Raw genomic sequence first — 12,447 nt, 5'->3', positions numbered from 1 at the left:
ATAGAACCATTAGCGCACTGGTGGTGCGTACTGAATGCCGCCGTTGGTCCACAGCGCGTTCAGGCCACGGTCGATTTCCAGCGGAGTGCTCTTGCCGAGGTTTTTCTCGAAGATTTCACCGTAGTTACCGACCTGCGAAACGATTTTCACAACCCAGTCCTTCGGCAGTTTCAGGTCCTTGCCGTATTCACCGTCAGCACCCAGCAGTCGAGCGACGTCCGGGTTCTTGGTGGATTTGGCTTCTTCCAGCACGTTTTTCGAGGTCACGCCGGCTTCTTCAGTGTTCAGCAGCGCGTAGCCAACCCAGCGAACAATCGCCAGCCACTCGTCGTCGCCATTACGCACGACCGGGCCCAGAGGTTCTTTGGAGATGGTTTCCGGCAGCACCACGTAGTCTTTCGGCGACGCCAGTTTGCTGCGCTGGGCGTACAGCTGCGACTTGTCGGAGGTCAGCACGTCGCAACGACCGGATTCCAGCGACTTGGCGCTTTCATCGGAGGTGTCGAAGGTGATCGGGGTGTACTTCAGGCCGTTGGCGCGGAAGTAGTCGGACACGTTCAGTTCGGTGGTGGTACCGGCCTGGATACAGATGGTTGCACCGTCCAGTTCCTTGGCACTTTTCACGCCCAGCTTGTTGTTGGCCAGGAAGCCCACACCGTCGTAGTAAGTGATGAAGCCCGGGAATTTCAGGCCCATACCGGCGTCACGCGAGCTGGTCATGGTGGTGTTGCGCGAGAGCAGGTCGATTTCGCCGGACTGCAGCGCGGTGAAGCGCTCCTTGGCGTTCAACTGGCTGAACTTGACCTTGTTGGCGTCGCCGAATACGGCAGCGGCCACAGCGCGGCAAACGTCAGCGTCGATCCCGAGAATCTTGCCCGAGGCGTCCGGCACCGAGAAACCCGGCAGACCGTCGCTCACGCCGCATTGCACGAAACCTTTCTTCTGCACGGCATCCAGGGTTGCACCCGCCTGAGCGAACCCGCTGACGCCGAGTACTGCTGCAGCAGTCACGACCGCCAGAGTGGATTTCAACATCTTCATTCAAACCTCCAGTTTTGCTCTTGTTGTGTCGGAGCTTGAGTCCAGTCGCACCCTTTTGAGGCGTTGTTGACCCGTGTTGGCTTTTTTTGGGGTCAACCGACGTAAGACCTTCGCTATGAGTCTAGTAGGAGAAAATCCACATCATGGACAACTCACTTCTCACCAGTCGGCCGAACGGGCTGTAGCCCTTTCACGTTCGCGTTGCCCGTAGCGGCCATTGGCGAACATCCATCACCGGATTCTTTGCAATCCCTTCGCACGACGTACACTGATAGTGTTACCGCAAGGCGTAGGACGCTTCATACAGAATCCTCCATAGCAAAGCCCGTACCACACCGCTTGCTGAAGCGGTTGCGCGACAGGTCAATAGCAAAACTTGTAGCCTTGCGACATCTTCTTAACGGATCGACCGGGCGCGCACGCAAATCACGCACTTATTGAGAGCGCCCGCACATTTTTGGAGCAGCCATGCACGAGCCCCTGATTCTTCAACCCGAAAAGCCCGCAGACGCCTGTGTGATCTGGCTGCACGGTCTCGGCGCGGATCGCTATGACTTCCTGCCAGTGGCTGAAGCGCTGCAGGAAAGCCTGCTGAGTACGCGCTTCGTATTACCGCAAGCGCCAACCCTGCCCGTCACCATCAACGGCGGTTACGCGATGCCGAGCTGGTACGACATAAAAGCAATGAGTCCGGCGCGGTCTATTGACCGTGAGCAGTTGGAAGCGTCGGCGGATCGCATCATCGAATTGATCGAAAAGGAGCGCGCCAGCGGAATAGACGCCTCGCGGATTTTTCTCGCCGGGTTTTCCCAGGGTGGCGCCGTTGTGCTGCACACCGCTTATATAAAGTGGCAAGGCCCGTTGGGTGGTGTACTCGCCCTGTCCACCTATGCCCCGACCTTCACTGACGAGATGGAGCTTTCAGCCAGTCAGCAGCGCATTCCAGCGCTGTGCCTGCACGGTCAATTCGACGGCGTGGTGCAGAACTCGATGGGGCGCAGCGCCTATGAGCATTTGGTGAAGCATGGTGTCACCGTGACATGGCAGGAATACCCAATGGAGCACGAAGTGTTACCCGAAGAAATTCGCGACATCGGGGTCTGGCTGGGTGAACACCTGCGTTGATCGTTTCAGTTCGAACGTCCCTTTGATCATCCCACTACGCCGAGCCCGCTTCTTGCATTACACTGGCCGGCGTACATTCCTTAACCAATTGATGAGATGACCGTGCTCAAAGCACTCAAGAAAATGTTCGGTAAAAGCGAGGCTGAGCAGCTCGCGCCAGTCCCCAGTGCGCCGTCGCACGCCCCCGGCCCTCGCAGTGAAGCGCCCAAGGTTGAACGTCCGGCTCCGGTAGCGACACCCAAGCCCGAGCCGAAACCTGCCAGCGCCGCCGAACCTGCCCGCGCCGAAGCGCCGAAACCGGCCCGTCCGCGCCGCGAACCGAAGCCCAAGGCACCGGTCATTCCCTGGAAACTCGAAGATTTCGTCGTCGAACCCCAGGAAGGCAAAACCCGCTTCCACGATTTCAAACTCGCTCCGGAACTGATGCACGCCATCCAGGACCTGGGCTTTCCGTACTGCACGCCGATTCAGGCGCAGGTGCTGGGTTTCACCCTCGCCGGCAAAGACGCCATCGGCCGCGCGCAGACCGGTACCGGCAAGACCGCCGCGTTCCTGATCTCGATCATCACCCAGCTGTTGCAGACCCCGCCGCCGAAAGAACGCTACATGGGCGAACCCCGTGCACTGATCATCGCGCCGACCCGTGAGCTGGTGGTGCAGATCGCCAAGGATGCTGCCGACCTGACCAAGTACACCGGCCTCAACGTCATGACGTTCGTTGGCGGCATGGACTTCGACAAACAGCTCAAGCACCTCGAAGCGCGCCACTGCGACATTCTCGTCGCCACTCCGGGCCGTCTGCTCGACTTCAACCAGCGCGGCGACGTGCACCTGGACATGGTCGAAGTGATGGTGCTGGACGAAGCCGACCGCATGCTCGACATGGGCTTCATCCCGCAAGTGCGGCAGATCATTCGCCAGACCCCGCCGAAGTCCGAGCGTCAGACCCTGCTGTTCTCCGCGACCTTCACCGAAGACGTGATGAACCTGGCCAAGCAATGGACCACCGATCCGGCAATCGTCGAAATCGAAGTCACCAACGTGGCCAACGAAAACGTCGAGCAGCACATCTACGCGGTAGCCGGTGCGGACAAGTACAAATTGCTGTTCAACCTGGTCAACGACAACGGCTGGGAGCGCGTGATCGTCTTCGCCAACCGCAAGGACGAAGTGCGCCGCATCGAAGAGCGTCTGGTACGTGACGGCATCAACGCTGCGCAACTGTCCGGCGACGTGCCGCAGCACAAGCGCATCAAGACCCTGGAAGGCTTCCGCGAAGGCAAGATTCGCGTGCTGGTGGCCACCGATGTCGCCGGTCGTGGCATCCACATCGACGGCATCAGCCACGTGATCAACTTCACCCTCCCGGAAGTCCCGGACGATTACGTGCACCGCATCGGCCGTACCGGTCGCGCCGGCGCCGATGGCGTGTCGATCAGCTTCGCCGGTGAGGACGACTCGTACCAGTTGCCGTCGATCGAAGAGAAGCTCGGTCGCAAGATCAGCTGCGAAACACCGCCGACGCACCTGCTGCGCGCAGTCGAACGCAAGCGTCCGCAGCCGCAGTAAACGACCCGAAAGCAAAAAGCGCAGCCGGCAACGGACTGCGCTTTTTTTTGCCCGACGTTTTCACCAGGCGCTTGCGATAGATAACTAAAAGTCCATAATGGACAATTGAGTTTATATCCAGACCGCGGAGCCTGACATGTCCAGTACACCCTACGTGATCGACCACACCCAGGCCCGCGAGCTGCTGGCGCGCATTGACGTGCCGCAGATCCTGCGCAAACTGTTTCGCGACCTTGCCGCCGGCCACGCCGTACAACCCGCGCAGCAACTGGTGGAGTTCCCGCAGGGCGCCGGCGACTTTATCAACTACCTGGGCGTGCTGGCCGAGGACGGTGTGTACGGGGTCAAGACCTCGCCGTACATCGTCCGCGAACAAGGGCCGCTGGTGACGGCGTGGACACTGTTGATGTCGATGCAAACCGGCCAGCCACTGCTGCTGTGCGACGCCGGCGAACTGACCACCGCACGCACCGCTGCGACCACCGCCGTTGCTGTCGATGCCCTCGCCCCGCTGAATGCCACACGACTGGCGATCATCGGCAGCGGCAAGGTTGCCCAGGCGCATCTGCATTACGTGAAAGGGCTGCGCGACTGGCAGCGCATCAGCGTGTACTCACCGAGCCTGTCTGAAGACGCTGAAACCCGGGCGCTGCTGAAAGAGATCTACCCCGGGTTGAACATTGCCGACAGCCGCGCAGCCGCCCTCGCCGAGGCCGACGTGATCATGCTCTGCACGTCATCTCCCGGTCCGGTCATCGACCCGGCCAGCTTGAGCAAACCGGCACTGATCACCTCGATCAGCACCAACGCCCCCCGCGCCCATGAAGTACCGCCAAAGACTCTGGGCGACATGCAGGTGTTCTGCGACTATCGGCTGACCACGCCGGGCTCGGCGGGTGAAATGCTGATCGCCGCCGAGCAGCATGGCTGGAACAAGGATTTGATCATCGGCGACCTGGCCGATCTGCTCAGCGAGAAAGTGCAGCGCCCCGGTTACGACCGTCACGTGTTCTTCCGTTCAATCGGCCTGGGCCTGGAAGACATTGCGCTGGCCAATGCTATTTATCACCTCAAGCACTGACACCTCGATCCCTTGTAGGAGCTGACGAGTGAAACGAGGCTGCGATCTTTTGATTTTCAAAAGACAAGATCAAAAGATCGCAGCCTCGTTTCACTCGTCAGCTCCTACAGGATTCCAGATAAATTGGGAGATTTCATGAGCCAGGCAGATTTCATCATCATCGGCGGCGGGATTGCCGGCGCTTCCACCGGTTTCTGGCTGTCGCGCCACGCCAAAGTGATCGTGCTCGAACGCGAATCACACCCGGCCTATCACTCCACCGGACGTTCCGCGGCGCTCTATACCGCCGCCTACGGCACGCCGCAGGTGCGGGCGTTGACACTGGCCAGCCGTGCGTTCTTCGACCATCCGCCGAGCGGCTTTTGCGAGCACCCATTGCTCACGCCACGCGGCGAAATGACCGTGGATTTCACCGGTGATGCCGCCGAGCTGAACAACCAGTACCTCAGTGCCAAAGCCACGGTGCCGGAAATGCAACTGCTCAGCGCCGATGAAGCCTGCGCTCGCCTGCCAATACTGCGTCGGGAAAAAGTCCACGGCGCGATCTACGACCCGACCGCCAGCGACATCGACACCGACGCCCTGCATCAGGGCTACCTGCGCGGTATCCGCCGCAACAACGGCCAGGTGCACACCGATTGCGAAGTGCTGGGCCTGCGTCGTGACACTGACGGCCAGTGGCAAGTGCAGACCAACGGTCAGACCTTCAGCGCGCCGGTCATCATCAACGCCGCCGGCGCCTGGGCCGACCAGATCGGCGCACTGGCCGGTGCCCAAGCGCTGGGCCTGCAACCCAAGCGCCGCGCGGCGTTCATTTTCGCCGGTCCCGAGGGCGTGGACATTCATCACTGGCCGATGCTGGTCAGCCTCGATGAGTCGTTCTATATGAAGCCCGACGCCGGGATGTTCCTCGGCTCGCCGGCCAACGCCGACCCGGTCGAACCCCACGACGTGCAGCCGGAAGAGCTGGACATCGCCATGGGCATCTACCAGATCGAAGAAGCCACGACCCTGACCATCCGCCGTCCGACCCGCACCTGGGCCGGTTTGCGCAGCTTTGTCGCCGACGGTGATCTGCTCAGCGGTTTCGATCCGCAGGTGCCCGGGCTGTTCTGGGTCGCGGCCCAAGGCGGTTACGGTATTCAGACCTCACCGGCCATGGGCCAGGCCAGTGCGGCATTGGTACGCGGTGAAGCCTTGCCTGAACATCTGCAGCAGTTCGGCCTGAGCAGCGCCATGCTCTCCCTCGCAAGGCTCGGCTGAACCCCTTGGCGGATGACGCGCCCAACGGATTGCGGCACACTCGCAGCGCCCCCGTGCACGGGGGCGTTGACGCCGCCTGGAGCTCCACAAACATGACCGCCCCCGAATTCGATCCGGCACTGGATAATTTCCGCGCCATCGCCGACGCCATCGCCACGCTGTTCTTTCCCCACGCCGAAGTGGTGCTGCACGACTTGCGCACGCAGAAGGTCGACTACATCGCCAACAACTTGTCCAAACGCGAGATCGGCGACGATTCATCGCTTGAAGACATGCTCAGCGAGGAGGTCAGTGAGCGCAACATCGGTCCGTACGAAAAGCTCAATTGGGACGGCCAGAAGATACGCAGCCTGAGCACCGTGCTGCGCGACAGCGAAGAGCGGCCACTGGCGGTGCTGTGCATCAACCTGAATATTTCGTTGTTCGAGAATGCCAAGGCTGCGCTGGACCTGTTCCTGTCGCCGAGCAAACTGATCCCGCAGCCGGATTCACTGTTTCGCGATGACTGGCAGGAACGCATCAACACCTTCCTCCACGCCTGGCTGCGCGAGCGCCAGCTGAGCCTGAATCTGCTGACCCGCGATCACAAGCGCGAACTGGTGCTGGCGCTGCACGCCGAAGGCGCGTTCAAGGGCAAGAGCGCCTCGAACTATGTGGCCAACGTGCTGAACATGGGGCGGGCGACGGTGTACAAGCATTTGAAGGAATTGAAGGGCTGAAGATCTGCATTGGCAGTTCCGGCCCCATCGCTGGCAAGCCAGCTCCCACAGTTTTTTTGGTGTACACAAAATCTGTGCACGACTCGGTCACTGTGGGAGCTGGCTTGCCAGCGATAGCGGACTGTCAGTCGCCGTAGATATCGGACTTGAAATATTTCTCGGAAATCTTCTGATATTCGCCACTCGCACGAATCCCGTCGATGGCCGTATTCAACTCGCTGACCAGCTCGGTATTGCCCTTGCGCACCGCAATCCCCGCGCCCTCGCCCACGTACTTCGGATCCTTCAGTTCCGGCCCGACAAACGCGTAACCCTTGCCGCGTGGCATCGACAGGAAGTCGGTCAGCGGAATGGTGTCGGCAAAAATCGCATCGAGCCGCCCTGCTGCCAGGTCCATGTAGATTTCTTCGTTATTGCCATAGCGCTTGACGATGATGCCCTTGGGCTCGAACACCTCGGTGGCATAACGATCGGTGGTGGTCGCGCGCTGCACACCGACGGTCTTGCCCTTGAGGCTGGCGTATTGGTCGTCGACCGTGGCGCCTTCCTTCATCACCAGCCGCGACGAAGTGAAGTAGTACTTGTGGGTGAAATCCACCGACTTCTTGCGGTCTTCGTTGATGGTCATCGACGACAGCGCCATGTCGATTTTCTTCACTTTCAGCGAAGGGATCAGGCCATCGAACTCACCCTCGACCCACACACACTTGACCTTCATCTGCGCGCACAGGGCGTTGCCGATGTCGTAGTCGAAACCGACGATCTCGCCCTTGTCGGTTTTCGAGGCGAACGGTGGATAAGCGGCCTCAATGCCGATGCGCAGGGTTTTCTCCGCAGCAAACGAATGGGTGCACGCCAACAGGCTCAGGGCCAGACCGGTGATGAGGGGGAGTTTCTTCATGTTCGTTCTCTCGCGGGTTGTTGTTGGTTTGGCAAGACAGAAGAAAAGAGCTGGAAAGGGGAATGCCTTTTTTTGTACTTATAAATCCATATTGGACTCGCACGTACAAATCGTCAATTAGCTGAAGAAAGGTATTTGGTGTTGCGGATGGCCTCATCGCTGGCAAGCCAGCTCCCACAGGGTTCAGTGGTGTACATGAATATGTACATGACACAAAACACTGTGGGAGCTGGCTTGCCAGCGATGACTGACTAGAGGGCGATGCAGTAATTACTTCTTCCAGCGATCCGCCGCAGCATGATCACTGTCACGCCCTTCGACCCAGCGCGGGCCGTCGCGGGTGTTCTCTTTTTTCCAGAACGGCGCGCGGGTTTTCAGGTAGTCCATGACAAAGGCGCAGGCGTCGAATGCCGCCTGGCGATGGGCGCTGGCCGCGCCGACAAACACAATCGGCTCGCCCGGCTCCAGCGCGCCGATGCGGTGCAGCAGTTCCAGCTTCAGCAGCGGCCAGCGCAGCTCGGCCTCGACGGCGATCTTGCCAAGGGCTTTTTCGGTCATGCCCGGATAGTGTTCGAGGAACATCCCGGCCACATCCAGCCCGTCATTGAAGTCGCGCACGTAGCCGACAAAACTCACCACCGCGCCGACACCGACATTCGCCGCGTGCATCGCGTTGACTTCAGCGCCGGGATCGAACGCCGTGGACTGCACACGAATCGCCATCCGTCAGCCTCCGGTCACGGTGGGAAAAAACGCCACTTCGTCGCCGTCGCTCACCGGCTCGTCGAGCTGGCACAGGTCTTCGTTGCGCGCGCACATCAGGTTCTGCTCGCTCAAGACCTCGGCGCCATCGCGTTGCGCGAGCAGCGCACGGACATCGTCGACCGTGGCGAAATCGCCTTCGACCTTGACCGAGTCCACGCCCAGCGCTTCACGATAACGCGCAAAGAATTTAACCGTCAGTTTCATGGTTGCTCCGCCTGAAAATGCCCGCTCTTGCCGCCGACCTTTTCCAGCAAACGCACGCTTTCGATGGTCATGCCCCGATCCACGGCCTTGCACATATCGTAGATGGTCAGCGCGGCAACGCTGGCAGCGGTCAGTGCTTCCATCTCCACGCCGGTCTGCCCGGAGAGCTTGCAGCGGGCGACGATGCGCACGCTGTCTTCGCCTTCTGCACTGAGTTCGACCTTGACACCGGTGAGCATCAGCGGATGGCACAACGGGATCAGATCACTGGTTTTCTTCGCGGCCTGAATGCCGGCAATCCGAGCGACGGCAAACACGTCACCCTTGGGGTGGCCGCCGCTGACGATCATCTGCAGGGTTTCGGGCAGCATGCGCACCAGCGCCTGGGCGGTCGCCTCACGGAATGTCACGGCTTTTTCGGTGACGTCGACCATGTTGGCGCGACCTTGGGAATCGAGATGAGTCAGCACGGGATTACTCCTGATCAGGAGCAGGGATTGTAAACCTGTGGGTCAAATTTCCGCATCCACGAATATGACGCTCTTTGTGTAGGAGCTGCCGCAGGCTGCGATCTTTTGACTTTGATTTTTAAAGCAGGATCAAAAGATCGCAGCCTTCGGCAGCTCCTACATCGGATCAGTGGTGCATCAATCAAGGGATTTGTGGTTCAGGCATAAAAAACCGGGCGGATTTTGGGCCGCCCGGTTTTGTTGGAAGGGTTACAAATGCGATTCGGCGTATTCGGCCAGAATCGAGCGTGGCACGCCCTGCAGGGTGATGTGCACCCCATTGGGGAAATCCTTGAAGCGTTCGGTCAGGTAGGTCAGCCCGGAGCTGGTCGCGGACAGGTAAGGGGTGTCGATCTGTGCCAGGTTGCCCAGGCACACCACTTTGGAACCGGCGCCGGCCCGGGTGATGATGGTTTTCATCTGGTGCGGCGTAAGGTTCTGGCATTCGTCGATCAGAATCAGGCTCTGCTGGAAGCTGCGACCGCGAATGTAGTTGAGCGATTTGAACTGCAACGGCACTTTGCTGAGGATGTAATCGACGCTGCCATGGGTGTTTTCATCATCCATGTGCAAGGCTTCGAGGTTGTCGGTGATGGCGCCCAGCCAAGGCTCCATTTTTTCCGCTTCGGTGCCGGGCAGGAAGCCGATTTCCTGGTCCAGGCCCTGCACGCTGCGGGTCGCGATGATGCGGCGATAGCGCTTGCTGACCATGGTCTGCTCGATCGCCGCGGCCAGCGCCAGAATGGTTTTACCGGAACCTGCCGCACCCGACAGGTTGACCAGATGAATGTCCGGATCCAGCAGCGCGTAGAGCGCCAGACTCTGATAGATGTCCCGTGGTTTGAGGCCCCAGGCTTCCTGGTGCAGCAGCGGTTCCTGGTGCAGGTCGAGGATCAGCAGCTTGTCTTCCTGGATTTCCTTGATCCAGCCGACAAAGCCTTGTTCGTCAATGATGAACTCATTGATGTGCACCGCAGGCAGGTTGTCGATCAACTGCACCTGATGCCAGGTGCGGCCATGATCCTGACGGGTATCGACCTTGCTCACGCGGTCCCAGAAGGAGCCGGTCATGTTGTGGTAGCCGTTGGGCAGCAGGGACACGTCGTCGACCAGTTGGTCGGTGCTGTAATCCTCGGCATCGATGCCGCAGGCGCGTGCCTTGAGGCGCATGTTGATGTCTTTGGTGACCAGTACCACCGCCTTCTGCGGATCACGGGTGTGCAGGTCGATCAACTGGTTGATGATTTTGTTGTCGTTCAGGTGCTCGGGCAGAATCAGGTTCGATTCGGCCTGTTTGCTCATCAGAATTGACAGCAAGCCTTTCGGCCCGCCCTTGCCGCGCTGGATCGGCACCCCCAGCTCGACGTCCTCGGGGGAGGCATCGCCCAGGGTCTTGTCGATCAGGCGGATCGCCTGGCGGCATTCGGCAGCAACGCTGTGATGGCCGCTCTTGAGCTTGTCCAGCTCCTCAAGCACAGTCATCGGGATCGCGACGTGGTGTTCTTCGAAATTCAGCAGGGCATTTGGATCGTGAATCAATACGTTGGTATCGAGTACATAAAGGATTGGCTGGTTGGAAGAAGGGCTACGTCCGTGATCATCCATACTCGGTCACCTTTGTGGGAGCCATTCGACGCAATACCTGGGCGGTGCTGCGCCTCGAAGTGACTGCCGAATTCATCCACGAGGGCCTGGATGAACTGCACACAAAAGGAGTCTTGGAAGACGCCACCTGTGTTGCAGGTTTCGGCGGTCTGTCTTCGTAATACTCCAAAACCCATGACATAAAAAAGCACTTTGACGGTTTTTTTAAGTTTATTTTGCAGAGTGACGAAAAGCCCTTGGCGGACCGTTCAGACCCCGCTAAAGTCGGAAGTCCGCCAGCATCGAATTCTTAAAAAAAATCACCTAAAGCCCAATGTTTCCGGGCTTTTTTCGTTTTTCAGCGAAACCCGTCCTGACAATCCTCAAAGCCGATGCCGCTTTGCGCAGTTTGCGTGATCAGCCACGGCAACGCGGTCTTCACCGCATCCTGTTTCATGTTGAAATTGATCACCCCGTGACGCCATAGCAGCATCAGGGTCAGCACTCGCTGCGCGCTCTGCGCGCCCTTCAGCTTGCCGGCACCATCCTGGGCATCGATGTCCCACAGCGCCACTTGCAGGCCCTGATTGCGCAAGAAACTGCCGGCATCAGAGCGACGCTGCCCCTCCGGCGGACGGAACAGCGGCACGTAGTTTTCCGGCAACTTGTTCTTCACCAAGTCACTGCTGCGGCGCACCGAGTCCTGCCAGTCCTGCCAATAACTGTGGGAACGGAACTCCCAACCCTGCACGCCGACACACTGTTTCGAGAACTCCGATTGCAGATTGCTCACCGAGCGATCCGCCAGTCGCGCCTGCACGTCCTTACCCAACAGGAAGAACGTGCCGCTGAGATTGGCTCTGCGCAGGTAGTCGGCGATCCAGTCGGTGTTGTCCGGCTGCAGGTTTGCAGCGCTGTCGAAACTCAGCAGAAACAGCCGGTCATGCATCTCGTCGCCGCTGCGTTCATAGTCGCCGAAACGATCGATTTCACTGCTGGTCTGCGGCGACAGCGCGGCCTTGCGCATCAGCTCGTCCAGGTACTGCAGATGAAACAACCGGCTCGGTTCGGCCCATTTGGTGTAATAACTGTCGTCGCTGACCACGAACTTGGCGGCCTGCTCGCGCAGGGTCGGCAGGTCTTCGACGAGGAAGCAGAACGAGGCATCCTGATCGCAGCTCTGCTGGGCGAAGTTGTAGTTGGCCAACAGACGTTCCCAAAGCCGCTGACGCAGGTGGCTGATCGCGTCGACGTTGACCGTGCGCAGCCCCAGGCGCTGGGCCAGCGCGGCCTCGTCCAGCGCTTCGGTGCCGAGCAGGCCCCGGGCGAACATGAGGATTTCCGCGCGCGAGGCGACGTCGAACAGCGTCGGGCTGCTCAGTTGCTCCGGCCAGGTGCTGCGATCCAGCGTCGCCACATCGCCCGGTGCCGCCATGGCCCCGCAGCTCAGCAGCCACGCGGTGAATAAAAGAACAATGCGCAAAGGGGTGTCTCCATAACCAAACCCGCGCGGCACTATATCGCGGGTGATCGCAGGACGATCAAAAGAAAAATCAAAAGATCGCAGCCTTCGGCAGCTCCTACAAAGGCAGCCAACAATCGACCGTAACCTGTAGGAGCTGCCGAAGGCTGCGATCTTTTCCAGCACACCATCGATCACCTATGGGCTTGATAGCTGGAGTCAAC

At 59.6% G+C, this 12,447-nt stretch carries 12 protein-coding genes; 5 read left to right on the top strand and 7 right to left on the bottom strand.

The features are described from left to right. Positions 1-9: 9 nt before the first annotated feature. Positions 10-1,041: an amino acid ABC transporter substrate-binding protein gene (locus ACTJKS_RS01915; protein WP_007965188.1), complete on the bottom strand. Its 1,032-nt coding sequence runs from the start codon at positions 1,039-1,041 to the stop codon at positions 10-12. 468 nt (positions 1,042-1,509) lie between these two features. Between ACTJKS_RS01915 and ACTJKS_RS01910 the strand changes: the two genes are divergently transcribed. The 5 genes from ACTJKS_RS01910 to ACTJKS_RS01890 all read left to right on the top strand — a co-directional run bounded on the left by ACTJKS_RS01910 (position 1,510) and on the right by ACTJKS_RS01890 (position 6,798). Further along, complete coding sequence (locus ACTJKS_RS01910; protein ID WP_262947983.1) at positions 1,510-2,166, top strand: alpha/beta hydrolase; 657 nt, start codon at positions 1,510-1,512, stop codon at positions 2,164-2,166. Between the two features lie 96 nt (positions 2,167-2,262). Next, on the top strand, positions 2,263-3,735 hold the full coding sequence (gene rhlB, locus ACTJKS_RS01905; RefSeq protein WP_047292683.1) for an ATP-dependent RNA helicase RhlB: 1,473 nt from the start codon (positions 2,263-2,265) through the stop codon (positions 3,733-3,735). Positions 3,736-3,871: 136 nt separating this feature from the next. Then, a complete protein-coding gene (locus ACTJKS_RS01900) occupies positions 3,872-4,816 on the top strand; it encodes an ornithine cyclodeaminase family protein (protein WP_047292681.1) in 945 nt (314 codons plus the stop codon). Between the two features lie 135 nt (positions 4,817-4,951). Beyond that, positions 4,952-6,079: an NAD(P)/FAD-dependent oxidoreductase gene (locus tag ACTJKS_RS01895; protein WP_262947985.1), complete on the top strand. Its 1,128-nt coding sequence runs from the start codon at positions 4,952-4,954 to the stop codon at positions 6,077-6,079. A 92-nt stretch (positions 6,080-6,171) separates the two neighbouring features. After that, entirely contained in the window at positions 6,172-6,798 is a 627-nt protein-coding gene (locus ACTJKS_RS01890; protein WP_047292678.1) for a helix-turn-helix transcriptional regulator, read from the top strand. A 124-nt stretch (positions 6,799-6,922) separates the two neighbouring features. On the opposite strand, the gene ACTJKS_RS01885 is transcribed toward ACTJKS_RS01890, so the two are convergent. The 6 genes from ACTJKS_RS01885 to ACTJKS_RS01860 all read right to left on the bottom strand — a co-directional run bounded on the left by ACTJKS_RS01885 (position 6,923) and on the right by ACTJKS_RS01860 (position 12,196). Further along, positions 6,923-7,699 (bottom strand): ABC transporter substrate-binding protein, encoded by a 777-nt coding sequence (locus ACTJKS_RS01885; protein ID WP_262947986.1) that lies wholly within the window; start codon positions 7,697-7,699, stop codon positions 6,923-6,925. Between the two features lie 270 nt (positions 7,700-7,969). Continuing rightward, complete coding sequence (moaE, locus tag ACTJKS_RS01880) at positions 7,970-8,422, bottom strand: molybdopterin synthase catalytic subunit MoaE (protein WP_108181750.1); 453 nt, start codon at positions 8,420-8,422, stop codon at positions 7,970-7,972. A gap of 3 nt (positions 8,423-8,425) precedes the next feature. After that, complete coding sequence (gene moaD / locus ACTJKS_RS01875) at positions 8,426-8,668, bottom strand: molybdopterin converting factor subunit 1 (RefSeq protein ID WP_108181749.1); 243 nt, start codon at positions 8,666-8,668, stop codon at positions 8,426-8,428. Continuing rightward, positions 8,665-9,138 (bottom strand): cyclic pyranopterin monophosphate synthase MoaC, encoded by a 474-nt coding sequence (gene moaC / locus ACTJKS_RS01870; protein ID WP_008080206.1) that lies wholly within the window; start codon positions 9,136-9,138, stop codon positions 8,665-8,667. The genes moaD and moaC overlap by 4 nt, the downstream gene beginning before the upstream one ends. Before the next feature lie 249 nt (positions 9,139-9,387). After that, entirely contained in the window at positions 9,388-10,782 is a 1,395-nt protein-coding gene (locus ACTJKS_RS01865; protein ID WP_041064814.1) for a PhoH family protein, read from the bottom strand. Between the two features lie 337 nt (positions 10,783-11,119). Then, entirely contained in the window at positions 11,120-12,196 is a 1,077-nt protein-coding gene (locus ACTJKS_RS01860) for a polysaccharide deacetylase family protein (protein ID WP_411157855.1), read from the bottom strand. Positions 12,197-12,447 lie beyond the last annotated feature (251 nt).

Origin of the sequence: Pseudomonas sp. 22189 (assembly GCF_052045635.1) — a bacterium.
Taxonomy (GTDB): domain Bacteria; phylum Pseudomonadota; class Gammaproteobacteria; order Pseudomonadales; family Pseudomonadaceae; genus Aquipseudomonas; species Aquipseudomonas parakoreensis.
The sequence above is the reverse complement of the archived record's forward strand: the minus strand, read 5'-3'. Positions and strand labels throughout refer to the sequence as shown.

What these genes read in the sequence shown, in the direction of transcription:
- ACTJKS_RS01915 (WP_007965188.1), bottom strand. Translation starts at nt 1,041, where the DNA reads ATGAAGATGTTGAAATCCACTCTGGCGGTCGTGACTGCTGCAGCAGTA.
- ACTJKS_RS01910 (WP_262947983.1), top strand. Translation starts at nt 1,510, where the DNA reads ATGCACGAGCCCCTGATTCTTCAACCCGAAAAGCCCGCAGACGCCTGT.
- rhlB (WP_047292683.1), top strand. Translation starts at nt 2,263, where the DNA reads ATGACCGTGCTCAAAGCACTCAAGAAAATGTTCGGTAAAAGCGAGGCT.
- ACTJKS_RS01900 (WP_047292681.1), top strand. Translation starts at nt 3,872, where the DNA reads ATGTCCAGTACACCCTACGTGATCGACCACACCCAGGCCCGCGAGCTG.
- ACTJKS_RS01895 (WP_262947985.1), top strand. Translation starts at nt 4,952, where the DNA reads ATGAGCCAGGCAGATTTCATCATCATCGGCGGCGGGATTGCCGGCGCT.
- ACTJKS_RS01890 (WP_047292678.1), top strand. Translation starts at nt 6,172, where the DNA reads ATGACCGCCCCCGAATTCGATCCGGCACTGGATAATTTCCGCGCCATC.
- ACTJKS_RS01885 (WP_262947986.1), bottom strand. Translation starts at nt 7,699, where the DNA reads ATGAAGAAACTCCCCCTCATCACCGGTCTGGCCCTGAGCCTGTTGGCG.
- moaE (WP_108181750.1), bottom strand. Translation starts at nt 8,422, where the DNA reads ATGGCGATTCGTGTGCAGTCCACGGCGTTCGATCCCGGCGCTGAAGTC.
- moaD (WP_108181749.1), bottom strand. Translation starts at nt 8,668, where the DNA reads ATGAAACTGACGGTTAAATTCTTTGCGCGTTATCGTGAAGCGCTGGGC.
- ACTJKS_RS01865 (WP_041064814.1), bottom strand. Translation starts at nt 10,782, where the DNA reads ATGGATGATCACGGACGTAGCCCTTCTTCCAACCAGCCAATCCTTTAT.
- ACTJKS_RS01860 (WP_411157855.1), bottom strand. Translation starts at nt 12,196, where the DNA reads ATGGCGGCACCGGGCGATGTGGCGACGCTGGATCGCAGCACCTGGCCG.